Genomic DNA, 25731 nt, shown 5'->3' on the forward strand with positions numbered 1-25731 from the left:
GATCATGCAAAAAGCTTTCGGGTCCACCGCCGCCGGCGATGCCTCCCCTACGCCGGCGGCCCCGACCCGCTCACCTTCTCCGCCTCCGTCGAACCGCCCGTGCCGCCGTCCTCCCGGGCCAGCCGGTGCGGCCACCACACCTTCGGGCCCACGTCCAGGAACAGGGACGTCACCAGCACCGAGCGCACGATGAACGTGTCGAGCAGCACGCCGAGGGCGACCGCGAACCCGAGTTCGGCGAAGGCGACCATCGGGAGGGTGCCGAGGGCGGCGAAGGTGCCCGCGAGCACCAGGCCGGCGGAGGTGATGACCGCGCCGGTCGCGGCCAGGCCCGTCAGCGCGCCCTTGCGCGTGCCCTGGTGGCCCGCCTCCTCGCGGATCCGGGTGGTCAGGAAGATGTTGTAGTCGATGCCCAGGGCGACCAGGAAGACGAACACGAACAGGGGGAAGTCGGTGGACTCGCCCGCGTAGTCGAAGAGATACCGGAAGGCGAGCGCGCTGATGCCGAGCGCGGCGGCGAACGACAGGATCACCGTGCCGATGAGCAGCAGTGGGGCGATCAGCGCCCGCAGCAGCGCGCACAGGATCAGCAGCACGACGACCAGCACCAGCGGAATGATCAGGATGTTGTCGTGCGTGGTCGCCTTGTCCATGTCGAGCAGGGAGGCCGTTCCGCCGCCCACCTTGGCGTCGGCGTCCGGCACCGCGTGCACGGCGTCCCGGACCCGCTCCACGGTCCGCTTCGCGGCCTCGCTGTCGGCCGGGTCGGTCATGGTCGCCTCGAAGAGCACCTTGCCCTCGAAGGAGGCTTTGGTGCCCGGTGGCAGACCGAGCGACTCGGGGACGACACCCCGGGTGGCGGCCACCGCCTCGCGGACCTGCCGCGCCTGCGCCTGGTCGCCGACGACGACCAGGGGATCGCCGCTGCCCGCCGGGAAGTAGCGTGCCGAGACCTCCTGGCCGACGATCGAGTCCGGCTTCCCGGTGAACGCGTCCGCGTTGCCGATGCCCTCGGCGCGCAGCTGGATCAGACCCAGCGAACAGATCGCGAGGATCGCCGCGGTGACGCCCCAGACCATGCGGGGGCGGACGGCGATACGGCGGCCCATGCGGGCCCACAGACCCCGGTCGGCCGGGTTCTCGGTGCCCATGTGCGGGATCACCGGCCAGAAGATCCAGCGGCCGAAGATCACCAGCAGGGCGGGGAACAGCGTCATCATCGCCAGCAGGGCGACCGCGACACCGATGGCGGCCACCGGACCGAGACCGCGCGTCGAGTTCATCTCGGCGGCCAGCAGCACCAGCATGCTCAGGACGACGGTCGCGCCGGAGGCGAGGACCGCGGGGCCCGCGCGGTGCAGGGCCAGCGCCATCGCCTCGTGGCGGTCCTCGTGCCGGCGCAGCTCCTCCCGGTAACGGGCGACGAGCAGCAGGGCGTAGTCCGTCCCCGCGCCGAACACCAGGACCGTCAGGATGCCCGCGCTCTGGCCGTTCACCGTCAGGCCCGCGTGCTCCGCCAGCAGATAGATGAAGGCCTGCGAGGTGAACAGGGCGGCGACCACCGAGAGCAGCGGGACCACGATCAGGGTGGGACTGCGGTAGGTGAGGAGGAGCATCACGATGACGACGGCCATCGCCGAGATCAGCAGGGTCGAGTCGATGCCCTCGAAGGCCTCGGAGAAGTCGGCGGACGTACCGCCCGGACCGGTGAGGTGCACGGCGAGCCCGTCGCCGCCCTTGCCCACGATCTCCCGCATGGAGTCGACCGCGGGTCCGATCTCCTCCCAGCCCTTCTCGTCCATCGTGATCGGCACGAGGATCTGGGCGGCGCGCGGGTCGGTCGGCCGGTCGTAGACCGGGCCCCGGGTCTCGGCGCCGCGGACGCCGTGCGCGGTCAGCCGCTTGAGCTCGGCCCTGTCCTCGGCGATCCGCGTCCGGTCCCCGGCGGTGAGGCCGCCCTCGCGGGCGAACACCACGATCGCGGGGATCTGTTCGGGCCGGAAGTCCTCGGAGATCTCCAGGACCTGGGTCGACTCGGCGGAGCCCGGCAGCCAGGAGGCCGCGTCGTTGTCCTGGGCGTCGGCCAGCTTCGAGGCGAAGGGCGCCGTCAGGAACAGCACCACCAGCCACAGCACCAGCACCAGCCACTTGGCACGTCGTCCGCACACCAGATGTGCGATGCCTCGATTCCCGGTCATGGCCACCCCCGCAACCGCATATGGACCTGATCGGCCGCCCAGCATGGCACGCACGGCCCCCGCGCGACATCCGGTGAACGGCTCGGGTCCGGACCGGCGCGAACATTCGTGCCCGGACATGGCAGGCTTGGGTCATGGCCGCGCAGATCAACCCCAGCATCCTGTCCGCCGACTTCGCCCGCCTCGCGGACGAGGCGAAGGCGGTCGAGGGAGCCGACTGGCTTCATGTCGACGTCATGGACAACCATTTCGTCCCCAACCTCACCCTCGGGGTGCCGGTCGTAGAGTCGCTGGCCCGTGCGACGGACACGCCGCTGGACTGCCATCTGATGATCGAGGCCCCCGATCGGTGGGCGCCCCAGTACGTAGAGGCGGGGGCCTCTTCCGTCACCTTCCATGTCGAGGCGGCCGCCGCTCCGGTCCGGCTCGCCCGGGAGATCCGGGCCAAGGGCGCCCGCGCCTCCATGGCGCTGAGGCCCGCCACGCCCATCGAGCCGTACGAGGATCTGCTCCCCGAGCTCGACATGCTGCTGATCATGACGGTCGAGCCGGGCTTCGGCGGGCAGGCGTTTCTCGACATCATGCTCCCCAAGATTCGCCGCACCCGCGAGTTGATCAAGAAGCACGGCCTCGAACTCTGGCTCCAGGTCGACGGCGGAGTATCCGCTTCCACCATCGAGCGCTGCGCGGACGCGGGCGCCGACGTCTTCGTGGCCGGCTCGGCGGTCTACGGGGCATCGGACCCGGCCGAGGCGGTACGTGCACTGCGCACCCAGGCCGAGGGGGCGACCGCCAAGGCCAGCTGGGCGTGCGACCACTGAACCAAGGGAACGTGAACGGCTCTCATCCGGGCTGATCAAGTGCGCCGCATCTGCGAGGATGAACGGCGAATCCAGAATGTGAACAGCAGTGAGGAGAACGCCGTGTCGGGTATGTCGGCGGGCCGGTCAGCCATGCGGATGGGACCCGCAGAGCTGGTGCAGGCGGCGGCCATGGCCCGCCGCTTCTACCTGGAAGGGAAGTCCAAGATCCAGATCGCCGAGGAGTTCGGCGTCAGCCGCTTCAAGGTGGCCCGGGTCCTGGAAACCGCCCTGGAACGGGATCTCGTACGCATCGAGATCCGTGTGCCGGCCGAACTGGACGCCGAGCGCTCCGACGCGCTCCGTGCCCGGTACGGCCTTCGGCACGCCGTCGTGGTCGAGTCGCCGGCGGAGGCCCAGGACTCGCCCGACCCCGAGAACCTGGGCGAAGTGGCCGCCGACCTGCTCGGCGAACTCCTGAACGAAGGTGATGTGCTGGGACTGGCCTGGGGCCGGTCCACCATCCACATGGCGGCGGCCCTGGACCGGCTTCCGCCGTGCACGGTGGTGCAGTTGACGGGTGTGTACGACGCCGGGACCGCCGAGCGCGGCTCGGTGGAGGCGGTACGGCGGGCCGCGCAGGTGTCGGGCGGCGACGCCCACCCCATCTACGCGCCGATGCTGCTGCCGGACGTGGCCACCGCGGCCGCGCTGCGCAACCAGACGGGGATCGCCCGGGCCTTCGAGTACTTCGACAAGGTCACGGTCGCCTGTGTCTCCATCGGCTCCTGGGAGCCGGGCATCTCGACGGTGCACGACATGCTCAGCGACGAGGAGCGGGCGCACTACGCGTCCCTCGGTGTCGCCGCCGAGAGTTCCGCGCACCTCTTCGACGCCGAGGGCCGCCGGGTCGGGCGCGACCTGGGCGAGCGGTGCATCACCATGAAGGCCGATCAGCTCCGCCGGGTTCCCGAGGTCGTCGCCATCGCGGGCGGACAGCGCAAGGCGGCCGCGATCGACGCGGTGCTGCGGTCCGGGCTCGTCACCAGCCTGGTGACGGACACCTCCGCCGCGGACTACCTGATGACGGCGGGCTCGACGCCCAAGCCGGCGCTCAACCGGAGCGACCCCGACGGGATCTGACGCACCGTCCGTGCGGGGCGGTCGTGGTGGCCATACCGCCACGACCGCCCCGCACGTGGTCCACCCCACCGGTGATCGCCACCGGGCGATCACCACAACTCGTGCAGGGCGGTGCTGAGATGACGGAACTCGTGGTCACGCTGGACCTCGACGGGGTCACGGACAAGGCGGACCTGATGGACCGCTGCGCCCGTGCCCTGCAGCTGCCGGACTGGTTCGGGCGCAACTGGGACGCGCTGGCCGACAGCCTGTCCGACCACGCGGTGTGGCCCGAGGGGGCCGCCGAGCGTGGGCTGCTGATCGTCGTCCGGAACTGGCAGGCGTACGCGCAGGCCCGGCCGGGGGAGTGGGACGTGGCGCGGGGCGTGTTCTCGGAGGCGGCCGGACGTGAACCGCGGCTCACCGTGGCCGTGACGCTCGGCTGATCCGTGTCCGCGGTCCGTTCATCCGTACCCGCGGTCCGCTGATGAGCCATCAACTCTCCTCCGCGGATAGGCTCGTGCCGAATCCTGTCGGGTAGCGGGGCGAACGGGGCAGAGCGACGCATGGTGTACCAGATTCCGCCGGAGCCGGCCCACTTCGTGGACCGTGACGAGGTGCAGGAGCGGGTTCTTCGGGCCGTCGAGGAACAGCGCGACCGGCCGTCCGGCGCCCGCCCGCTGTGCTTCGCGCTGAGCGGACACGGCGGCACCGGCAAGACGGAGCTGGCCTTCCGGCTGGCCCGCGCGGTCGGGGAGCGTTACCCGGACGGTGTGCTGTACGTCGATCTCGACGACCTGCGGCGTGAGGACGGCGGCGTGGACGTCGCCGACGTCCTGGGCGACCTGCTGAGGGCCCTGAAGGCGGAGTGGATCGCGCCGGTCCTCAAGGAACGGGCGCGCCAGTACTGGTCGTTGACCCACGACAAGCGGCTCGTCGTCGTCATCGACAACGCCCGCTTCGGCACCGAGGCCGAACCACTCCTGCCCAACTCCGGGGACAGCCTGGTCGTCGTCACCAGCCACGGACCGCTCTACGACCTCCAGGCCGGAGCCGCCGTCGAACTGCCCCTGGATCCGCTGGCGGAGGACCACGCGCTGGACCTGCTGGAGCGGGTGACGCGCGATGCGCGCCTCGCGGCCGAGCCGGAGGAGACCCGCAGGCTGCTGCGGCTGTGCGCGGGGCTGCCCGCCGCGCTGCACGTGGCCGGCCACTGGCTGCGCCGCCATCCGCGGCGCCCGCTGCCTCGTCTGCTCGGCCCGCTCACGGCCGAACTGCACGACAGCGGCATCCCGATGGTGGAACGGGTGTGGGACGCGGCCTACCGCGGCCTGAGCGCCGAGGGTGCCCGGCTCTACCGGCTGCTCGCCGACTTCCCCGGCCCGTCCTTCACCTCGGCCGCCGTGGACGCGCTGCTCGGCCGGGGCGCCGACACCGCCGAGGACGCGCTGGACGAACTGCGCGGCGCCGGGCTGCTGGACGACAGGACCACGGAGGACGGTCGCGCGCGCCTGCCCGCGCTGCTGCGGGCCCACGCCCGGCGACGGGCCCGGGCCGACGGCGACGAGGCCGAACGGGGCGAGGCCCGACGGCGGATCGTCCACTGGTATCTGCGCCAGGCGCAGCGTGCCGACCTGCTCGCCGCGGGCCCCCGGCTCAAACTCGCCGCCGACGTGCCGCAGTTGCCCGGCACGCTCGACGTGCTGTTCGAGCGGGCCGGCGACGCTCCGCAGATCGCCAAGCGGCGGGCCTACCAGTGGCTGGAGGCCGAGCGGCACGCGCTGTTCGCCTGTGTCCGCATCGCCGACACGGCGGGCCTGGAGGGAGAGTGGGGCACCTACGAGGCGTGGGCGCTCTGCGAGCCCCTCTGGACCCACTTCCTGGATCATCCGCACTACGCCGACCACATCGACGCCTTCCGCGCGGGCGTGGCCGCCGGCCTGCGCGCCGGTGACGTCCGGGCCACCGTCCGGCTGCGCTGCCAGCTCGCCCGACCCCTGTGGGAGCAGGGGGAGTTGGAAACGGCGGACCGCGAACTGACCCAGGCGATGCGGACCGTGGAGGCCGCGTTCGGCGACTCCCCACAGGAGCGCAGACTCGCCGCGTCGGCCCGGGAGTTCCGCGGGATGCTCCGCGGGATGCGGGGGGACTGGGCGGGTGCGGCGACCGACTTCTCGGGGGCGCGCGCCGTGCACGAGGCGATCGGAAACGCGTACGGCGTCACGCTCCAGACCTACCGGCTGGGTGAAGCCCTCGCGCATGTGGGGGAGTGGGAGCGGGCGGCCGAGCTGCTGGAGCGGGCGCGGGCGGAGTTCGCGGACGGCGACCGGGTCCGGCTCACCTCGCGTGCGGAGTTCGCGCTGGGCGGGGTCCTGGCGCGGCTCGGCCGGGCGGACGAGGCACGGGCGTCCTACCTGGCCGCCCTGGCCGGAGCGCGCGGGCGGGGCGGCTCAAGGGACGAGACCCGGGTCCTGGACGCGCTCGCCGAGCTGGCCGAGGCGCAGGGCCGCGACACCGAGGCCGAGGAGCACCGGGCGGCCTCCCGGGCGGTCCGGGAGCGTTCCGGCCTGGAGTGACCTCGACACGGCGGCTCAGACGGACAGCGCGGTCTCGTCCGGGCTCGCGGGGGACAGCCGTACGGCGAAGGTGCGGGTGCCGATCGCGCAGGTGAGGGCCGTGGGCGCGGGGTCGAGGTCGGGCTCGGAGTCGGGCCGCTTCGCGACGAGCGCGGCGTGCACGGCGGAGAGCACCGCTGTCGGATCGGCGTACGCGAGCCCGTCCGCCTCCCGGCAGGGGGCGATGCGCACGGACAGCAGCGGACCCGAGCGGGTGCGGACCAGGCAGTGGGTGTCGGACACGACGACCGCGGCGGTTCGGCGTCCTCCGGGGTGGTCCGCGAGGACCCGGGTGGTCCAGTCGGCCGCCGTGCGCACCACCCCGACGCCGTGCGCGCCGGCCGGCCCCGTCCTGCCGTAGAGGAGGGCGGCACCCTGCGTGTGCCGCACGCTCGCGCTGCCCACCTCGGCCGCGAGGTGGTGGACGGGGGCCGTCGGCTCGAAGTGGGCGCAGTGGCGCGCCACTTGGACGAGCCCTCCGGCTCCGTGCCGGACGCGGACCGCGAAGGCGTACGGCGTGACGGGCGCCGGTGCCGGGTCGGGGAGCAGCCGGGGGACGACGGGCGCGGTGGGTGGCTCGACGCCGATGAGTGCGTACAGCTCCGCGCGCAGCCGCTCCAGGGCGTGGCCGCGCTCGGCGAACACGGAGTCGGTGAGGGCGCGTGTGCTGCCGGGGCGGTGTTCGCGTATCGCCGCGGCGATACCACCGGGGTCTTCACGGTCTACGCGGTCGTCGTGCTCGTCGGAGCGTTCGCGGGTGAGGGCGGTGAGTGCGGTGAGGCGCGGGGCGTGGCTCAGCAGGGTGGCCATGGGGCTGTCCGGGAGCAGCTCGGAGCCGCCGTCGTAGGCGGCGAGCACGGGGCGGTCGAGGGCCGCCGCGTAAAGGGCCGCCGAGCCGTGGTCGGTGATCACGGCGTCCGCGGCGATCATGACCGTGGCCCATTCCTCGTACGCCTGTGGGAGGAGGAGACCGGCGTCGCGCGCCGGGGCGAGGTGTTGTTCGAGTTCGAAGTCGCCCAGCCGGACGCGCTCGTTGGGGTGCAGGACCAGGGCGAGCTGGTACTCGTCGTGGGGCAGGGCGGCGGCCAGGTCGGCGGGGAGGGTGGGGCGGCGGCGGAGCAGGGATTCGCGCCCCCAGGTGGAGGCGAGCACGACCAGGGCACGGGTGCCGGTGCGCAGGGCGGTCCGGTAGCCGTCCCGTCGGCCGGCGGAGTCGAGGAGGCGTTCCAGGAGCGGGTCGCCGACGACCGCGGAGCGGGCTGCCGCCCGCGGGCTGACCAAGGACAGGCGGGACACCTGGCTGGGGTGGGCGAGCGCGTACAGGTCGGCGAGGGGGGTGCCGTCGGGCCGGAGCAGGTGGGCCGGGTCGAGTCCGGACGCGGAGTCGTCGGTGCCCTCGTCGGGGAGCGACTTGTTGAATCCGGCGCCGTGCGGGAGCAGGGCGCGGGGGCCGTGCAGGGCCTGGAGGTCGCCCTTGGGGCCGGCGGCGAGGACCAGTGCGAAGCGGCGGGCGGTGGCGTGGGCCCAGGGGAGGGTGTGTGCGCCGGCTCGTTCTATCGCGGTGAAGGCGTCTGCGGAGAAGTCGGAGCCGGGGACGAGGGTGAAGAAGCGGTCGAGACGGTGGTCACCCGCGAAGACCGGGAGTGTGTCGAGCAGCCGGTGCAGCGCGTTCTGCGAGCGGGCCGCGAAGAGAACCGCCCGTCGCCCGTCGCCCGTCGCCCGTCGCCCGTCGCCCGTCGCCCGTCGCCCGTCGCCCGTCGCCCGTCGCCCGTCGCCCGTCGCCCGTCGCCCGTCATGCAAGTGTTCGTCCAGTCTATGTGCCGTGTGCCTGCTGTGTTCGGAGTTTCCGCAGATCGGTGCCGGTGTGCCGGTCCGTCGCGGGCGGCGATGCGATGGTACCCGCGAGGGTGGCCGGTACCGGCGGCCGTCCCTGTCATGGGGCCATGCAGAATGCGCTGCATGAACGAGTGGCTCACTGTGCTGTCCGCGGCTGTCATCGGCGCCGGGTCCGCGCTCGTCGGCAGTCTGATCACGGGGCGTTCGACCCGCGCGGCCGGGGAACGGCAGGCGGCCGCCGCCGAGCACGCCATGCGGCTGACGCTCGACGAGCAGCGTGCGGCCCGGGTGCACGCCCAGCGCCGTACGGCCTACGTCGGGTTCCTGCAGGCGGCGAACGCGGTGATCGTCACCCGGCGGACGGGGGAGGGGCAGCCGGGTGACCGCCCGGACCTGGAGCGGGCCCACGGCGTCGTACTCCTGGAGGGCCCGGCGGGACCCGCCGACGCGGCGCAGGCACTGATGGAGCTGCTGCGCGGTCACCCGTCCCCCGGTGAACTCGACGCCGCCCGGAGGGAGTTCATCGAGGTGGCGCGGGGAACGTTGGAGAGGGGGACGGGAGTCTGGGGCGGTCCCGGGAGGGATGGCCTTGGAGGTTCCTCCTAAGGTGCCCCTGACCTGCCTGGACGATTCGTCCGGGCAGCGCGTTCCGGCCGACATGGGACAATGAGGTACGTGCTCTTCCCCCTGGCTGACCTGTCCGGGGGCCACCTCTGATCGACTGGGATGTGCAGCACGTGCGTTTCCTCAATGACATCCAGCCCCCGTACGACCTGACGTACGACGACGTGTTCATGGTGCCGAGCCGCAGCGCGGTCGGCTCGCGACAGGACGTCGACCTCGGCGCCCCGGACGGCACGGGCACCACCATCCCGCTGGTCGTCGCCAACATGACCGCCATCGCCGGGCGCCGCATGGCCGAGACGATGGCCCGGCGCGGCGGACTGGTCGTCATCCCGCAGGACATCCCGATCGAGGTCGTCACCGACGTCGTCTCCTGGGTGAAGAGCCGCCACCACGTCCTGGACACGCCGATCGTGCTGGCCCCGCACCAGACCGTCGCCGACGCCCTGGCCCTGCTGCCCAAGCGCGCCCACAACGCCGGTGTGGTCGTCGACGAGGAACGGCGGCCCGTCGGGGTCGTCACCGACCGGGACCTCACCGGCGTGGACCGCTTCACCCAGCTCGAAGTGGTCATGTCCAAGGACCTGCTGCTGCTCGACGCGGACATCGACCCGCGCGAGGCCTTCAACCGCCTCGACGCGGCCAACCGCCGCTACGCCCCCGCCGTCGACAAGGACGGCCGTCTCGCCGGCATCCTCACCCGCAAGGGCGCCCTGCGCGCCACGCTGTACACGCCGGCCGTGGACGCGCAGGGCCGGCTGCGGATCGCCGCCGCCGTCGGCATCAACGGCGATGTCGCGGGCAAGGCCAAGCAGCTCCTCGACGCGGGCGTCGACACCCTCGTCATCGACACCGCGCACGGCCACCAGGAGTCGATGATCAGCGCGATCAGGGTGGTGCGCGCCCTCGACCCGCGGGTGCCGATCGTGGCCGGCAACATCGTCGCCGCTCAGGGGGTGCGCGACCTCGTCGAGGCGGGCGCGGACATCATCAAGGTCGGTGTCGGACCCGGCGCGATGTGCACCACCCGCATGATGACCGGCGTCGGCCGGCCGCAGTTCTCCGCCGTCCTGGAGTGCGCCGCCGAGGCGAAGAAGTACGGCAAGCACGTGTGGGCCGACGGCGGTGTCCGCCACCCGCGCGATGTGGCCATGGCGCTCGCGGCCGGTGCGTCCAACGTGATGATCGGCTCCTGGTTCGCCGGTACCTACGAGTCGCCGGGCGACCTCCAGCAGGACGCCGACGGGCGCCTGTACAAGGAGTCGTTCGGCATGGCGTCCGCGCGGGCCGTGGCCAACCGCACGTCCGAGGAGTCGGCCTACGACCGCGCCCGCAAGGCGCTGTTCGAGGAGGGCATCTCCACCTCCCGCATGTACCTCGACCGGGCCCGCCCGGGCGTCGAGGACCTGATCGACGAGATCATCGCGGGCGTCCGCTCCTCCTGCACCTACGCCGGCGCCGGTTCCCTGGAGGAGTTCGCCGAGAAGGCCGTCGTCGGCATCCAGAGCGCGGCCGGCTACGCCGAGGGCAAGCCCCTGCACGCCAGCTGGAGCTGAGCGACTCCGAGCGGGGCGACTCCCTCGCGTACGGCCCCCGTTGGCCCACCCGCCGGGAAATTCGGGGGTCGTACGCAGGTCCGGCCGCGCGGCCGGATGCCCGGAGAGCAACGGACTGGGTGGAGGGTGCCCGAGAGGCTCCGCCGGGCCGACGCCTGCGTGTTCCGGGTCAAAGGCCTGCTCCGAGCCGCACGTACGCAACACCCCTGAGCCCCGCGCAACGAACACCCGCCCACCTCCGATGAACGCAACGAACTTGCGGAGACGCGCAAGGTTGCCGCATTACGACCGCGATGGCCCAGCTCGTAGGGTCATGCGCGGTACATGGCGTGGCGGGGACCCCGCTCGGTGGGTTCCCGCTCGCGCGGGGGTGCCGCCGGTCCCCGCCGCCCTCAAGGCAGCGACGAAGGAGTCAGCGCGTGCTCGACCAAGGCGCATCCCCGCAACAGCGCACCCGGAACGGGTCCTCGTCCCCGGGGCTCGGTGCGCGTCTGATGCGTCGCAAGCCGGTGGAACGCCTGGTCGCGGAGGGCGGCCAGGGCGAGGGCGGCAGTCTGCGCCGCTCCCTCGGCCTGTGGCAGCTGACCATGATCAGCATCGGTGCCACCCTCGGCACCGGCATCTTCGTCGTCCTCGGCGAGGCCGTCCCCAAGGCGGGCCCAGCCGTCACCCTGTCGTTCGTGATCGCCGGCCTCACCGCGCTCTTCTCGGCCCTGTCCTACGCCGAACTCGCGGGCACCATCCCGGTCGCCGGCTCCTCGTACTCGTACGCGTACGCGACCATGGGCGAACTGGTCGCGTGGATCTGCGGCTGGTGTCTGGTCCTGGAGTACGGCGTCTCGGTGGCCGCCGTCGCCGTCGGCTGGGGCGAGTACCTGAACGAACTGCTCGACGGGACCATCGGCGTCACCCTCCCCGCCGCGCTGTCCGCCCCGCCCGGCGACGGCGGTGTCTTCAACCTGCCGGCGCTGATCGTCGTCCTGCTGGCGATGGCGTTCCTGCTGGGCGGCGCGAAGGAGTCCGCGCGCGCCAACACCGTCATGGTCGTCGTGAAGATCGCCGCGCTGGTCCTGTTCTGCGCGATCGGCGTCCAGGGCTTCCGCTCCGGGAACTACGAGAACTTCATGCCGCTCGGCATGGCCGGGGTCAGCGCGGCCGGGGCGACGCTCTTCTTCTCGTACATCGGCTTCGACGCCGCCTCCACCGCCGGCGAGGAGGCGAAGAACGCACAGCGCGACCTGCCCCGCGCGATCATGCTCTCGCTGGTCATCGTGACCGCGCTGTACGTCCTGGTGGCGGCCGTCGCGGTCGGTGCGAAGCCCTGGCAGCGGTTCACCGACTCCGAGGCCGCGCTCGCCCAGATCATGCGCGAGGTCACCGGGCAGACCTTCTGGGGCACGCTGCTGGCCTTCTGCGCGGTCATCGCCATCGCGAGCGTCGTCCTGACCGTCCTCTACGGCCAGACCCGCATCCTCTTCGCGATGTCCCGGGACGGGCTCATGCCCAAGGTGTTCGGCCGTGTCCACCCCAGGACCGGCGCGCCGCGCGCCAACACGGTGATCGTGTCCCTGTTCTGCGGGGTGCTGGCCGCCGCCGTGCCGCTCGGTCAGCTCGCCGACGCCACCAGCATCGGCACCCTCTTCGCCTTCGCGCTGGTCAACATCGCGGTTGTGCTGCTGCGCCGGACCCGTCCGGAGATGCCCCGTACCTTCCGGGTGCCGTTGTCACCGGTCCTGCCCGCCGTGGGCCTCGCCCTGTGCCTCTGGATGATGGGCAGCCTGTCGGCCGTCACCTGGGTGGTCTTCGGGGTCTGGATGGCCGTCGGGCTCGTGTTCTACTTCGTATACGGCCATCGCCGCTCCCGTCTTGCCCCACCTGAAGCGAAGTGAACCACCCGCAGTGCTGAACGAACTCGACGAACGCATCGTGCACGCCCTCGCCGAGGACGCCCGACGTTCCTTCGCGGACATCGGGCAACTGGTCGGCCTGTCCGCGCCCGCCGTGAAGCGGCGCGTGGACCGGCTGCGTGCCACCGGGGCCATCACCGGCTTCACCGTGCGGGTGGACCCGTCGGCCCTCGGCTGGGAGACCGAGGGGTTCGTCGAGATCTACTGCCGGCACAACACCTCGCCGGACACCATCCGACGAGGCCTGGAGCGCTACCAGGAGGTCGTCGCCGCCTCGACCGTCACCGGTGACGCGGACGCCGTCGTCCAGGTCTTCGCCGCCGACATGCGGCACTTCGAACGGGTCCTGGAACGGATCGCCGGGGAGCCCTTCGTGGAGCGGACCAAGTCGGTCCTGGTCCTGTCGCCGCTGCTGCGCCGCTTCTCCTCGGGCTCACCCACCTAGCACCTCACGCCGGCCGCTCGCCTCCGTCCGGTGTCGGACGCCCGCCAGCAGCCGTCGTACGCCGACCGCGTGCCCGCCCGTGCCGATGACGAGCAGCCGGTAGAGGGCGCCGAGCGGGCCGGGGAACCTGGCCCGGGTCTCGGCCCGCAGCCGGGTGCGTCCCGGGCCGGCCCGGTCCAGGCGGAAGACCAGGGCGTACGTCGAGAAGTGATGGCGTCCGGTCAGGACCAGCTCCCGGCCCGGGGCCACGGAGACCACCCGGAAGCCGGGCAGTGTCGAGCCCCCGCCGAGCGGCCGGGGCCCGGCCGCGGTGCGGTCGGCGCAGCCGACCAGGCGCGCGTACCCCGCCGACCGGGCGCTCGCGAACGAGTCGTCCAGCGCCTCGCCCAGTCCGCGCCAGACGGCGTCGGCCTCCGCCCCGATCTCCGTGGTGTGCTCGTCGACGTGGGGCAGGTCGGTGACCTTCATGGAAGGCTCCTTCAGTCGGCCGGTTTACGGGCGAGCGCGTTGTTCCCGATCGAGTTGTGCACGCTGAAGCTGACAGCGTCCGAGCGGTAGCGGTCGTCCGACCACTCCACCGGGCGCCCCTCGCGGGTCGTCGTCACCCGGCGCACCCGCAGCAGCGGGCCGGTCCGGCGGATGCCCAGCAGTTCGGCGTCCCGGGCGCCCGCCGCCACCGCGTCGATGACGTGCTCACCGTAGGCGAAGACCAGGCCGGTGTCGTCGAGGAGGCGCTGGGTGACGGAGGGGCAGTCCGGCTCGATCGGCTCGACGGCCGGGGCGATCCAGCCGGCGTACACGGTCCGCTCCAGGAGGACCGGCTCGCCGTCCAGGCCGCGCACCCGCAGGACGTGCAACACCCTGGCCTTTTCGCGTAGTTGGAGGCGCACCGCGTCCTCGGCGGTCGCCGCCCGGTACTCCTGGGCGACCACCCGGCCCGATGCCTCGCGGCCCATCGCGCGGGCCCACTGGGCGAAGCTGCGCAGTTCCGTGAAGCTCTGGTTGCGGCGGCTGGCCAGGACCATGCGGCGGGCACCCTGGCGGGAGCCGATGAGGCCCTCGGCGGTGAGCGCCGCGACGGCCTGGCGGACGGTGCCGCGCGAGACGCCGTAGTGGGCCGCGAGCTCGGTCTCGGCGGGCAGCAGACTGCCGACGGTGTACTCCTCGCGGGCGATCGCCCGGCGCAGCTCGTCGGCGATCTCCTCGTGTCGCGCCGCCATACGTCCCCTCTGTTCCGGTTGCTGTGCACAGCGTGACCAGCGTAATCGAGTTCCGTCGGCGGTCGGGAGCCGTCGCAGATGTCCAGGAACTGGAGGGCCGGAGTTTCGCCAGTGTTTACGAGCGCGACACCGGGGGAGGGCGTACTGAGGCCAACTTGTTCAGACAAGTTCTCTCCGCCTGAGTGTCTTCGTCTGATCGTCTCCGCCCGATCGTCCCCGTTCGATCGTCGTTCTCTCTGCCTGGCTCCTGCACCCTCGCGCGTCCCCTGGAGAAGTCGTGACCGTGTCCCTGCCGAGAACAGCCGTCCGCGGCGGCGCCCTCGCCGTCGTCGCCGCCCTCGCCCTGAGCGCCTGTGGCGCCGCCCCCGACAATGCGTCGAGCACCACCGACGGCAAGAGCGCCGCCACCGCCACCTCCGCCGCCGACTTCGGCGGTCTCGCCGCCCTGGTGAAGGCGGCGAAGAAGGAGGGCACGCTCAACGCCATCGCGCTGCCCCGCGACTGGGCCAACTACGGTGCCCTCATCGACGGCTTCGAGAAGAAGTACGGCATCAAGATCGAGGTCGAGAACCCGGACGGCTCCAGCCAGGACGAGATCAACGCCGTGACGTCGAGGAAGGGCCAGGGCCGCGCCCCCGACGTCCTCGACCTGGGCAGCTCCTTCGCGCTCAGCGCCGCCCAGCAGGGGCTGCTCGCGCCCTACAAGGTGGCGGCCTTCGCCGACATCCCGCAGGAGCAGAAGGACGCGAAGGGCCTCTGGTACAACGACTACGGCGGCTACATCTCCATCGGCTGCGACGCCAAGCGGGTCACGACCTGTCCCACCACCTTCAAGGACCTGCTCAAGCCCCAGTACAAGGGGCAGGTCGCCCTCAACGGCAACCCCACCAAGTCCGGCTCCGCCTTCGGCGGCGTCTACGCGGCGGCCCTCGCGAGCGGCGGTTCCTTCGACGACATCCAGCCCGGCCTGGACTTCTTCGCCAAGCTCAAGAAGAACGGCAACTACACGCCCGTCGAGTCCACCCCGGCCACCGTCGAGAAGGGCGAGACGCCGATCAGCATCGACTGGGACTACCTCAACGCCGGCTACGCCGACGAGTTCACGTCCAAGGGCGTCGACTGGAAGGTCGCGGTGCCGACCGACGGCCAGTTCTCCCAGTACTACTCCCAGGCCGTCAACAAGGACGCCCCGCACCCGGCGGCGGCCCGCCTGTGGCAGGAGTACCTCTACAGCGCCGAGGGCCAGAACCTGTGGCTCAAGGGGTACGCCCGCCCGGCCCTGATGACCGCCATGGAGAAGGCCGGCACCCTCGACAAGACGGCCGCGGCCAGGCTGCCCGAGGTCTCCGGAACGCCCTCCTTCCCGAGCGAGGAGCAGCAGGCCAAGGCCAAGACGGTCCTCGGGCAGGGCTGGGCCGAGGCCGTCTCCGGATGACGGCCACGCTCACCCACGTCGACACGGCGACCGCCGCTCCGGTGAAGCGGCGGCGCCCTGCCCTCGGCTGGCTCGCGGTGGTTCCGCTCCTCGCCTTCACCGCGGTCTCCTTCGGGCTGCCCGCGCTGGCGATGCTCGACGGCGCGTTCACGGCCAAGGACCCGGCGTCCGGGGCGACTTCGTACACAACCGGGAATCTGACGGCCTCGCTCCAGGGGGCGTATCTGACGGCCCTGGTCGGGAGTGTGAAGCTGTCCGCCGTGACCGCGCTGCTGGGGGCGCTCTTCGGGCTGCCGCTCGCGCAGGCCGTCGTGACCTCCCGCTTCCGCGCGCTGCGCGAGGCCGTGCTCACCGCGTCCGGGGTCCTCGCCAACTTCGGCGGTGTCCCGCTGGCCTTCGCCTTCGTGGCCACGCTCGGCAACGCCGGTGTGCTGACCCGGTACTTCGGCCTCGCCGACAAGGGCTGGGACCTCTACAGCTTCTGGGGCCTGGTGATCGTCTACCTGTACTTCCTCGTCCCGCTGATGGTGCTCACCATCACGCCGGCCCTGGAGGGGCTGCGCACCCAGTGGCGCGAGGCCGCACGCAACAACGGCGCCACCTCCGCCCAGTACTGGCGGCACGTCGCCCTGCCCGTGCTGCTGCCGTCGATCCTCGGCGGGCTGGTCCTCCTCTTCGGCAGCGCCTTCGCCGCGTACGCCACCGCGGCGGCCATGGTGGGCAGTTCGGTGCCGCTGGTCACCCTGCAGATCGCCGACGCCATCTCCGGCAACGTCCTGGTCGGCCAGGAGAACGTGGCGCTCGCCCTGAGCCTCGACATGGTCCTCGTCGCCGGGCTGGTCATGGCGGTGTACCTGCCCCTGCAACGACGGAGCGCGCGATGGCTCGCCTGAACCTGTGGCGGTGGGGCGTCTTCGGCCTCGCCGGTCTGTACTTCCTGGTGCCCCTGGCCGCCTCCGTGATCTTCACGGTCGACGTGCCCGGGGAGGGCGTCACCTTCGACGCCTACACGCAGATCGTCTCCGCCGACGGGTTCGTCTCCAGTCTGCTGCTGTCACTGGAACTCGCCGTCGCGACGATCGCGGTCGTCCTGCTGCTGATGGTGCCCGCGATGGTCGCGCTCAGGCTGGGCGCGCCCCGGCTGCGACCGGTCGTCGAGATCGTCTGCCAACTCCCGCTGGTGGTCCCGCCGATCGCCTTCGTGGCCGGTCTCTCCACGGTCCTGAGGTGGGGGCCCGAGCACCTGTCGCGGACCCCGCTGTTCCAGACGTTCGTGGCCATCCAGAACCCGGACTTCCCGTTCGTGCTCGTCCTCGCGTACGTCGTGATGGCCCTGCCGTTCGTGCACCGGGCGCTGGACGCGGGCCTCCGGGCCGTCGACGTGCCCACCCTCGTCGAGGCCGCCCGCAGCCTCGGCGCGTCCTGGCCGCAGGCGCTCGTCCGGGCCGTGCTGCCCAATCTGCGCGGCGCACTGCTGAACGCCTCCTTCCTCACCCTGGCCCTGGTCCTCGGCGAGTTCACCGTGGCACAGCTGCTCGGCTTCCAGCCGTTCGCCGTGTGGATCTACAGCATCGGCGGATCGCAGGCCCAGCTGTCCGTCGCCGTGTCCGTGCTCAGCCTGTTCGTCACCTGGGCCCTGCTCCTCGCGCTCGCCGGTGTCGGCGGGCGTACCCGTACCGCATCCCGGGGTGAATCATGACCGTCCTCGAAAAGACAGCGACGAAGGCAGCGACCGTCGAGTTCCGGGGCCTGCGACGGGAGTTCGGTACGACCGTCGCCCTGGACGGCCTCGATCTCACGGTCCGGCCGGGTGAACTCCTCGCCCTGCTCGGTCCGTCGGGCTGCGGCAAGACCACCGCGCTGCGCATGCTCGCCGGGTTCGAACACCCCGACTCCGGCGAGGTGCTGGTCGACGGCGAGGACGTCACCCGCGTTCCGGCCCACCGCCGCGACGCCGGGATGGTCTTCCAGTCGTACAGCCTCTTTCCGCATCTGAACGCGCTCGACAACGTGGCCTTCGGGCTGCGGATGCGCAAGGTGCGCACGGCCGAACGGCGGTCGCGGGCCGCCGAGTTGCTGGAGCTGGTCGGCCTCGCCGACAAGGGCGGGCAGTTCCCGCACCAGCTCTCCGGCGGCCAGCAGCAGCGCGTCGCCCTGGCCCGCGCCCTCGCCCTGCGCCCGCGGGTCCTGCTCCTGGACGAACCGCTGTCCGCGCTGGACGCCAAGGTGCGGCTCACGCTCCGCGAGGAGATCCGGCGGCTCCAGCAGGAACTCGGCATCACCACGCTGTTCGTCACCCACGACCAGGAGGAGGCCCTGTCCATGGCGGACCGGGTCGCCGTGATGCATGCCGGCCGGCTCGAACAGTGCGCGGCCCCCGCCGAGTTGTACGGCCGTCCCGCCACCGCCTTCGTCGCCGAGTTCGTGGGCACGATGAGCCGCGTGCCGGGCCGGCTCTCCCAGGGTGTCGTCGAGGTGCTGGGGCAGCGGCTGCCGGTCGACGGACAGGCGCCGCCGGTGGCCGAGGTCGATGTGCTGGTGCGGCCGGAGGCCGTGCGGGTGCGGGCCGACGACGACGGGGACGCGCGGGTGGTCGCCACCGCGTTCCTCGGCGCCGCCACCCGCGTCACCGTACGGCTCCCCGACGGCACGGAGGTGAAGGCCGACCTGCCCACCCACGAGGCCACCACCCTCGGCGCCGGTGCCGCGGTGAGCGTGTCGCTGCCGGAGCGCCCGGTGCTGGTGGCGGAACGCGCCCACTGACACCGGACCTGCCCGCCCCTCTTCCCCCTCCACGACCCCCACACCCCCCCCACGAAAGAGAGAACCGTGTCTCGACCCGCCCTCCAGGCCGTCCTGTTCGACATGGACGGCACGCTCGTCGACACCGAGCGGCTGTGGTGGGAGGCCGTGGAGCGCGTCGCCGGCCGGGCCCTGACCGAGGCGGACCAGCCGGAGGTGCTCGGCCGTCCGGTCGAGCACACCGCCGCCTGGCTGGCCGCGGCCACCGGCACCCCGGTCGCGGGCCTCGCCACCGCCCTCCACCGGGAGTTCGCGGACCGGGTGCGCACCGGCATCGTGCCGCGCCCCGGCGCGCTCGACCTGCTCGACGCCCTGGCCCACGAGGGCGTCCCCACCGCCCTGGTCACCGCGTCCCCCCGGGCGGTCGCCGACACCGTACTGGCGGCGCTCGGCGCGAGCCGCTTCGCGGTCTCCGTCACCGCCGACGACACCGAGCACACCAAGCCCGCCCCCGACCCCTACCTCGCCGCCTGCCGCGCCCTCGGAGTCGACCCGGGCGCCTGCGTGGCCGTCGAGGACACGGAGACCGGCGTCACCTCCGCCGAGGCGGCCGGCTGCGCGGTGCTCGCGGTGCCCTCCCTCGCCCCGATAGAGGCGGCGCCCGGCCGGACCGTCCAGGCCAGCCTGGAGGGCGTCACCGTCCCGCGCCTGCGCTCCCTGCTGCCCCACCGGCTCCGTGTCATGACCTGGAACCTCTGGTACGGCGGCACCAAGGTCCGCGATCACCGGGCGAAGCAGCTCAAGGTCATCACGGAGACCGACGTGGACGTGGTCGGTCTCCAGGAGACGTACGGCACCGCCGCCCAGGAACTCGCCGACGCCCTCGGCTGGCACCACCACCGGGCCGGGGAGAACCTCGGCGTCATCAGCCGCCACCCGATCACGGCCGCCCTCGGCGACCCGGACGTGGGCTTCTACGGCGCTACGGGCGCCCGCATCCGGGTGGGAGACGGCGCCGAGGTCGACGTATGGACGGCCCACCTGGACTACTCGCCGTACGGCCCCTACGAAGCCGCCTTCGACGGACTCCCTGCCGCCGGTCTGGTCGCCCACGAGGAGGTCAGGCTCGCGCAGATCGGGGACGCCCTGGACCGGATCGGCGACGCCGTCCCGGCCGTCCTCGTCGGCGACTTCAACAGCCCCTCCCACCTGGACCGGCCCGAGGTCGCCTGGCCGGTGACGAGGGCGGCCGAAGAGGCGGGCTTCCGCGACTCCTACCGGGAGGCGCACCCCGACCCCGTCCGGGACCCGGGCCACACCTGGTCGCCGGTGCACGCCGAGCACGAGGACGGCAGCGGCCGCCCGGAACCGCAGGACCGGATCGACTTCGTCCTCCACCGGGGCCTCGGCGTGCTCGACTCCCGGACCTACGTCAGCGGCGTCCCCCGGCCCTGGCCGGACGTCGAGGACAACGACTGGCCGTCCGACCACGCGGCCGTGATCACCACATTCTCCCTGGGCCGAGCGCCCGCGGACGACTAACATCGGTCCCATGACCTGGCGACATTGATCCACCAGCCGTGCCTCCCGAGGGCCGCCTCGGACGCCGTACCCCCGGTGTCCGACACATCCCTACGGGAAGGCCCCATGACTCTCTCACCTGCGCGTACGCCCGAGAAGACCGGCGTACGGCGGATCACGAGCACGCTGTACGGCTACGCGTTCCTCGACGAGTTCGTCCTGCTCTACCCGGTGTACGCGCTGCTGTTCAGCGACACCGGTCTGTCCCTCTGGCAGATCTCCTCCCTGTTCGCCCTCTGGTCGATCACCGGCGTGCTCCTGGAGGTCCCCTCCGGCGCCTGGGCCGACGCCGTGTCCCGGCGGACCCTGCTGTGGCTGGCCCCGCTGCTCACCGCGACCGGCTTCGCCCTGTGGGTGACCGTGCCGTCGTACGGCGCCTTCGCGCTCGGCTTCGTCCTGTGGGGCGCCGGGGGAGCGCTCGGCTCCGGCGCGCTGGAGGCGCTGGTCTACGACGAACTGGACCGGCTCGGCGCCGCCGACCGGTACGCGCGGGTCCTGGGCCGGGCCCGGGCGGCGGGCCTGATCGCGGTGATGGCCGCGATGGCCCTCGCCGGACCGGTGTTCGCGCTGGGCGGCTACCCGGCCGTGGGCGCGGCGAGCGTGCTGGCCTGCCTGATGGCCGCGGCGACGGCGACCCGCTTCCCGGAACACCGGATGCCGAAGGCGGCCGGGGACGACGGCTGGGCGGCGTCCCTGCGGGCCGGACTGGCGGCGGCCCGCGAGGACCGTGCGGTGCGTGGGGCCCTGCTGCTGGTGCCGGCCGTCGCCGCGGTGTGGGGCGCGCTCGACGAGTACACCCCGCTCCTGATCCGCGACACCGGTGTGGCGGACCGGACGGTGCCCTGGCTCCTCCTGCTGGTCTGGGCCCTCGTCACGGCCGGCAGCCTGCTCGCCGGACCTGCCGAACGCCTCGGTACGACCGGGCTCGCGGTGTTGCTCGCGGGCGGCGCGCTCGCCCTCGCCGTGGGCGCCTCGGCCCGGACCCCGGCCGGGATCGCCCTGGTGGGCCTCGCCTTCGGCTGCTTCCAGCTCGCGGAGGTACTCGCCGACGTCCGGCTCCAGCACCGCATCGACAGCACCGGCCGGGCCACCCTGACCTCGGTCGCGAGCCTGGGCACCGAGCTGGTCACGGTCGCCGTGTTCGGCACCTACGCGCTGCTCGGCACGGCGGCCGCACACGGCACGGTCTTCGCGGTCCTGGCCGTCCCGTACCTGCTGACGGCACTGGTCCTGGTCGCCGGAAGGAGGGGAGCCGGGGCACCAAGGTGACGTCTCCGGTGCCCTTCGTACAGGCCGGCCCGGCCGACGCAACGAATCGTCGCCGGACGGCTTTGGCACGCAACGAACAGCTCACCGGCGCGCAACACCTCCTCCTTGTCCGCCCGAGCCCGCCGCCCGTACCGTCTACATGGCCCCCACAACCACTCTGCCGCCCCGCTTCAGCCCGGTGAGGAACCCCGCATGCGCACCGCCCTGCTCCAGAGCTCCGGCCGCCCCGGCTCCGCCGTCGAGAACCTCAAGGTCCTCGACGAGGCCGCGGGCCGGGCCGCCGCCGCGGGCGCCGCGCTGCTGGCCGCGCCCGAGATGTTCCTCACCGGATACGCGATCGGCGACGACATCGGCCGCCTCGCCGAGCCCGCCGACGGAGAGGCCGCCGGCGCGGTCGCCGAGATCGCCTCCCGGCACGGCGTCGCGGTCGCCTACGGCTACCCCGAGCGGGGCGGCGACGCGGTGTACAACTCCGCCCAGCTGATCTCCGCCGACGGCACCCGCCTCGCCAACTACCGCAAGACCCACCTCTTCGGCTGCTTCGAGCGCGACCACTTCACGCCGGGCGAGCAGGCGGTCGTCCAGGCCGACCTCGACGGTCTGCGGGTCGGCCTGATGATCTGCTACGACGTCGAGTTCCCGGAGAACGTCCGCGCCCACGCCCTCGCCGGCACCGACCTCCTTCTGGTGCCGACCGCGCAGATGCACCCGTTCCAGTTCGTCGCCGAGTCGGTCGTGCCGGTGCGGGCCTTCGAGAACCAGATGTACGTCGCGTACGTCAACCGGGTCGGCCAGGAGGGCGAGTTCGACTTCGTCGGGCTCTCCGCCCTCGCCGGTCCCGACGGGATCGCCCGCGCCCGCGCCGGACGCGGGGAGGAGCTGGTGTTCGCCGACGCCGACCCCGCCCTGCTCGCCGCCTCCCGCGAGGCGAACCCGTATCTCACGGACCGCCGCCCCGGCCTCTACGGGTCCCTGGTCTGACCCCCTGATCTTCTGTTCTTCCGTGTCGCAAGGAGTCCGTACCCCATGACGTCCACCGTGCCCAACGCCGTCGAGCACGCAGACGAGCAGCAGCCGCCCATCACCATGTTCGGCCCGGACTTCCCCTACGCGTACGACGACTTCCTCGCCCACCCGGCCGGGCTCGGCCAGATCCCCGCGACCGAGCACGGCACCGAGGTCGCGGTGATCGGCGGCGGACTGTCCGGCATCGTGGCCGCGTACGAACTGATGAAGATGGGCCTCAAGCCCGTCGTCTACGAGGCCGACCGGATCGGCGGCCGGCTGCGCACCGTGGGCTTCGACGGATGCGACCCCTCCCTCACCGCCGAGATGGGCGCCATGCGCTTCCCGCCCTCCTCCACGGCCCTCCAGCACTACATCGACCTCGTCGACCTGACGACCCGGCCCTTCCCCAACCCCCTCGCCGACGTGACCCCTTCGACCGTCGTCGACCTCAAGGGCGAGTCCCACTACGCCGAGACCGTCGACGACCTGCCCCAGGTCTACCGGGACGTCGCCGCCGCGTGGAACGCCTGCCTCGAAGAGGGCGCCGACTTCTCCGACATGAACCAGGCGATGCGCGAGCGGGACGTGCCGCGCATCCGGGAGATCTGGGCGAAGCTCGTCGAGAAACTCGACAACCAGACCTTCTACGGCTTCCTCTGCGACTCCGCGTCCTTCCGGTCCTTCAGGCACCGGGAGATCTTCGGCCAGGTCGGCTTCGGCACCGGCGGCTGGGACACCGACTTCCCCAACTCCATCCTGGAGATCCTCCGCGTCGTCTACACCGAGGCCGACGACCACCACCGGGGCATCGTCGGCGGCTCCCAGCAGCTGCCGCTGCGCCTGTGGGAGCGTGAGCCGGCGAAGATCGTCCACTGGGCCCTGGGCACCTCGCTGGCGGCCCTCCACGAGGGCGGCGAACCCCGCCCGGCCGTGACCCGGCTGCACCGCACCGCGGGCAACGGGATCACCGTGACGGACGCGGCCGGCGACATCCGCACCTACCCGGCGGCGATCTTCACCGCCCAGTCCTGGATGCTGCTGTCGAAGATCGACTGCGACGACTCGCTCTTCCCGATCGACCACTGGACGGCGATCGAGCGGACCCACTACATGGAGTCCAGCAAGCTCTTCGTGCCCGTCGACCGGCCGTTCTGGCTCGACAAGGCCGTCGACGACAGGGGAAACCCGACCGGCCGGGACGTCATGTCGATGACCCTCACCGACCGCATGACCCGCGGCACCTACCTCCTCGACGACGGCCCCGACCGGCCCGCCGTCATCTGCCTCTCCTACACCTGGTGCGACGACAGCCTCAAGTGGCTGCCGCTGTCCGCGAACGAGCGGATGGAGGTCATGCTGAAGTCGCTCGGCGAGATCTATCCCCAGGTCGACATCAGGAAGCACGTCATCGGCAACCCGGTGACGGTCTCCTGGGAGAACGAGCCCTACTTCATGGGCGCCTTCAAGGCCAACCTCCCCGGCCACTACCGCTACCAGCGGCGGCTGTTCACCCACTTCATGCAGGACCGGCTGCCCGAGGACAAGCGGGGCGTCTTCCTCGCCGGCGACGACATCTCCTGGACGGCCGGCTGGGCCGAGGGCGCCGTCCAGACCGCGCTGAACGCGGTGTGGGGCGTCATGCACCACTTCGGCGGCACGACCGACACGACGAACCCCGGCCCGGGCGACGTGTACGACGAGATCGCGCCGGTGGAACTCCCGGAGGACTGAACCGGCGCGTACGACCTCGGCCGGCTCCCGGCGTTCCCTGCCGCGATCTCTCTGCGGGAGCAGGTGCTCGACGAGCTGGTCACCACGTGTCGACCTCGATTCTTCTGACGGCTGACGGCCGACGGTGATGTCGCGAGCGGCCGGCCGCTCGATCTGCCGCTGACACCCGAAGGCCCGCAACGGCAAGCCTCCCTGTGTGACGTGGATCACGGCGACGGGAAAACCTGTTGCCCGGGCCGGGCGTCTAGCAGGTGTGAGATCAGTCAGAGCAGCGCTGCACGAGGTGGACGAGGAGCGCCTCGTCCGGCTGGTGGCAAAGGGCGACCGTGCCGCGTTCGAGGAGCTGTACCGGCGTACGTCGCCGTGGATGGCGGTGCGGCTGCGCCGCCGGTGTGTGGACGAGCAGATTGTCGCGGAGGTCATGCAGGAGACCTACCTGGCGGTGTGGCGCGCGGCGGGCGCGTTCGCCGGGAGCGCTGTCGGGGGGACGGCCATCGGTTGGCTGTGGACGATCGCTGCACGCCGTCTGGTCGACGCGTTCCGGCGCAGGGCTCACCACGCGGAGCCGCCGCCGGCCGCCGCCGCCCCCGACGTGGCACCCGCCGCCGAGGAGTTGGCGCTCGCGGAGACCGTCGGCGGTGACGTCGGGGACGCGTTGCGGTGCCTCGCGCCGGAGCTGCGACAGGTACTGCAGTCGATGGTGCTCGACGGGCTGTCGGTCCGGGAGACCGCGGTCCTGCTCGGGCTGCCCGAGGGCACGGTCAAGACCCGGGCCCGCCGGGCCCGTATCGAGATGCGGAGGGCGCTGGCATGAGTATCGAACACGCATCGAAGCGGATCATCGAGGGATATGTGCGCGGCGGCGCGGACCTCTCCGCCGACGAGGTGTGGGCCGTGGAGGCGCACCTGGAGATGTGCCGGCCGTGCCGTGACCGGTTGTCCGCCGCGGTCGGTGCCGGGGTGCCCGCCGTGGCGCGGCTCGTCGACACCGTGTGGTCCGGCCTCGAACCCCAACTCGCGGTCACCGCGACGATGCCGCGCCGACGGCGCTGGTCGGCGCGGCTGTCGAGGTGGATGACCCCCGCGATGGTGCCCTGGCTGGCCATGGCCGTGGGCATGACGCTGCTGGCCCCGCTGCTCGACCTGGCCTACACCGGCTCCGGCGAGGTGTCGTTGGTGCTGCTGCTCGCGCCGGTCCTGCCGGTGCTCGGCGTCGCGGCGTCCTGGTCGCGCGGTCTGGACCCGGCCTACGAGCTGACGGCCTCGGTGCCCAGGAGCGGGCTCCATCTGGTGCTGCGGCGCACCGCGGCCGTGCTCGGTGTGGTGGTCCCCGCGCTGCTGGTCGGCGGCTGGGCGACCGGAGTGATGGTGGTGCAGTGGCTGCTGCCCTGTCTGGCCTTCACCTCGACGACCCTGGCGCTCGGCGGTGTCGTCGGTGTGACCCGCGCCGCCTTCGTGCTGGCCGCCGTGTGGGCCGGTGTCGTCGTGGCGCCGACCCTGGCCACCAGCCGTACGACCTTCGCCCTGCAGACGGGCGGCCTGCCCGCGTGGGGGCTGATCCTCGTGGTCGGCATCGGCGTCGTGATGGCCCGCAGAGGCGCGTACACCGTGCTGGGGGCTCATCGATGACCATCGGAAAGAA

The 25731-nt window shown here is 72.3% G+C and carries 22 protein-coding genes; 18 read left to right on the top strand and 4 right to left on the bottom strand.

Going from position 1 to position 25731, the window contains the following annotated elements:
- Positions 1–47 precede the first annotated feature (47 nt).
- Positions 48–2198 (bottom strand): MMPL family transporter, encoded by a 2151-nt coding sequence (locus tag ACZ5VD_RS29395; protein ID WP_468683783.1) that lies wholly within the window; start codon positions 2196–2198, stop codon positions 48–50.
- A gap of 134 nt (positions 2199–2332) precedes the next feature.
- Here ACZ5VD_RS29395 and rpe point away from each other — a divergent pair, with 134 nt between their 5' ends.
- From rpe to ACZ5VD_RS29415, 4 genes are all read left to right on the top strand, one after another.
- On the top strand, positions 2333–3019 hold the full coding sequence (gene rpe, locus ACZ5VD_RS29400; protein ID WP_468555004.1) for a ribulose-phosphate 3-epimerase: 687 nt from the start codon (positions 2333–2335) through the stop codon (positions 3017–3019).
- 78 nt (positions 3020–3097) lie between these two features.
- The gene (locus ACZ5VD_RS29405; RefSeq protein ID WP_468555003.1) at positions 3098–4141 is read left to right on the top strand and encodes a sugar-binding transcriptional regulator; all 1044 of its coding nucleotides are present in this window, start codon (positions 3098–3100) and stop codon (positions 4139–4141) included.
- A gap of 119 nt (positions 4142–4260) precedes the next feature.
- On the top strand, positions 4261–4566 hold the full coding sequence (locus ACZ5VD_RS29410; RefSeq protein WP_468683785.1) for a barstar family protein: 306 nt from the start codon (positions 4261–4263) through the stop codon (positions 4564–4566).
- 120 nt (positions 4567–4686) lie between these two features.
- Entirely contained in the window at positions 4687–6696 is a 2010-nt protein-coding gene (locus tag ACZ5VD_RS29415) for a hypothetical protein (RefSeq protein WP_468683786.1), read from the top strand.
- A gap of 15 nt (positions 6697–6711) precedes the next feature.
- On the opposite strand, the gene ACZ5VD_RS29420 is transcribed toward ACZ5VD_RS29415, so the two are convergent.
- Positions 6712–8535 carry a translation initiation factor 2 gene (locus ACZ5VD_RS29420; RefSeq protein ID WP_468683787.1) on the bottom strand — a complete coding sequence of 608 codons (1824 nt, stop codon included), beginning with the start codon at positions 8533–8535 and terminating at the stop codon, positions 6712–6714.
- Positions 8536–8694: 159 nt separating this feature from the next.
- Between ACZ5VD_RS29420 and ACZ5VD_RS29425 the strand changes: the two genes are divergently transcribed.
- The 4 genes from ACZ5VD_RS29425 (at position 8695) to ACZ5VD_RS29440 (ending at position 13103) form a co-directional block, all read left to right on the top strand.
- Complete coding sequence (locus tag ACZ5VD_RS29425) at positions 8695–9177, top strand: hypothetical protein (RefSeq protein ID WP_468683788.1); 483 nt, start codon at positions 8695–8697, stop codon at positions 9175–9177.
- 131 nt (positions 9178–9308) lie between these two features.
- On the top strand, positions 9309–10751 hold the full coding sequence (locus ACZ5VD_RS29430) for a GuaB1 family IMP dehydrogenase-related protein (protein ID WP_468553417.1): 1443 nt from the start codon (positions 9309–9311) through the stop codon (positions 10749–10751).
- Positions 10752–11170: 419 nt separating this feature from the next.
- Positions 11171–12640: an amino acid permease gene (locus ACZ5VD_RS29435; RefSeq protein WP_468553415.1), complete on the top strand. Its 1470-nt coding sequence runs from the start codon at positions 11171–11173 to the stop codon at positions 12638–12640.
- 10 nt (positions 12641–12650) lie between these two features.
- The gene (locus ACZ5VD_RS29440) at positions 12651–13103 is read left to right on the top strand and encodes an Lrp/AsnC family transcriptional regulator (protein ID WP_019059706.1); all 453 of its coding nucleotides are present in this window, start codon (positions 12651–12653) and stop codon (positions 13101–13103) included.
- Here ACZ5VD_RS29440 and ACZ5VD_RS29445 read toward each other — a convergent pair.
- Both ACZ5VD_RS29445 and ACZ5VD_RS29450 read right to left on the bottom strand, forming a co-directional pair.
- The gene (locus tag ACZ5VD_RS29445) at positions 13092–13571 is read right to left on the bottom strand and encodes a hypothetical protein (RefSeq protein WP_468683789.1); all 480 of its coding nucleotides are present in this window, start codon (positions 13569–13571) and stop codon (positions 13092–13094) included. The two genes, ACZ5VD_RS29440 and ACZ5VD_RS29445, sit on opposite strands and share 12 nt — an antisense overlap.
- Before the next feature lie 11 nt (positions 13572–13582).
- Complete coding sequence (locus tag ACZ5VD_RS29450; RefSeq protein ID WP_468683790.1) at positions 13583–14323, bottom strand: GntR family transcriptional regulator; 741 nt, start codon at positions 14321–14323, stop codon at positions 13583–13585.
- Between the two features lie 277 nt (positions 14324–14600).
- Between ACZ5VD_RS29450 and ACZ5VD_RS29455 the strand changes: the two genes are divergently transcribed.
- From ACZ5VD_RS29455 to ACZ5VD_RS29500, 10 genes are all read left to right on the top strand, one after another.
- The gene (locus ACZ5VD_RS29455; protein WP_468553412.1) at positions 14601–15758 is read left to right on the top strand and encodes an ABC transporter substrate-binding protein; all 1158 of its coding nucleotides are present in this window, start codon (positions 14601–14603) and stop codon (positions 15756–15758) included.
- Entirely contained in the window at positions 15755–16651 is an 897-nt protein-coding gene (locus ACZ5VD_RS29460) for an ABC transporter permease (protein WP_468683791.1), read from the top strand. Before ACZ5VD_RS29455 ends, ACZ5VD_RS29460 begins: the two co-directional genes overlap by 4 nt.
- Positions 16639–17457 (top strand): ABC transporter permease, encoded by an 819-nt coding sequence (locus ACZ5VD_RS29465; protein WP_468553410.1) that lies wholly within the window; start codon positions 16639–16641, stop codon positions 17455–17457. Before ACZ5VD_RS29460 ends, ACZ5VD_RS29465 begins: the two co-directional genes overlap by 13 nt.
- Positions 17454–18521: an ABC transporter ATP-binding protein gene (locus tag ACZ5VD_RS29470; RefSeq protein ID WP_468683792.1), complete on the top strand. Its 1068-nt coding sequence runs from the start codon at positions 17454–17456 to the stop codon at positions 18519–18521. The genes ACZ5VD_RS29465 and ACZ5VD_RS29470 overlap by 4 nt, the downstream gene beginning before the upstream one ends.
- Before the next feature lie 66 nt (positions 18522–18587).
- Entirely contained in the window at positions 18588–20042 is a 1455-nt protein-coding gene (locus ACZ5VD_RS29475) for an HAD-IA family hydrolase (RefSeq protein ID WP_468683793.1), read from the top strand.
- A 105-nt stretch (positions 20043–20147) separates the two neighbouring features.
- Positions 20148–21350 carry an MFS transporter gene (locus tag ACZ5VD_RS29480; protein WP_468553407.1) on the top strand — a complete coding sequence of 401 codons (1203 nt, stop codon included), beginning with the start codon at positions 20148–20150 and terminating at the stop codon, positions 21348–21350.
- 192 nt (positions 21351–21542) lie between these two features.
- Complete coding sequence (locus ACZ5VD_RS29485; RefSeq protein WP_468683794.1) at positions 21543–22331, top strand: carbon-nitrogen hydrolase family protein; 789 nt, start codon at positions 21543–21545, stop codon at positions 22329–22331.
- Between the two features lie 45 nt (positions 22332–22376).
- A complete protein-coding gene (locus ACZ5VD_RS29490) occupies positions 22377–24089 on the top strand; it encodes a flavin monoamine oxidase family protein (protein ID WP_468683796.1) in 1713 nt (570 codons plus the stop codon).
- Positions 24090–24342: 253 nt separating this feature from the next.
- Positions 24343–24903 carry an RNA polymerase sigma factor gene (locus ACZ5VD_RS29495; RefSeq protein ID WP_468553404.1) on the top strand — a complete coding sequence of 187 codons (561 nt, stop codon included), beginning with the start codon at positions 24343–24345 and terminating at the stop codon, positions 24901–24903.
- Positions 24900–25718, top strand: a complete 819-nt coding sequence (locus ACZ5VD_RS29500) for a zf-HC2 domain-containing protein (protein WP_468553403.1) — start codon at positions 24900–24902, stop codon at positions 25716–25718. Before ACZ5VD_RS29495 ends, ACZ5VD_RS29500 begins: the two co-directional genes overlap by 4 nt.
- The last annotated feature ends 13 nt before the right edge of the window (positions 25719–25731 follow it).

The organism is Streptomyces sp. NPDC032822, from assembly GCF_055578825.1.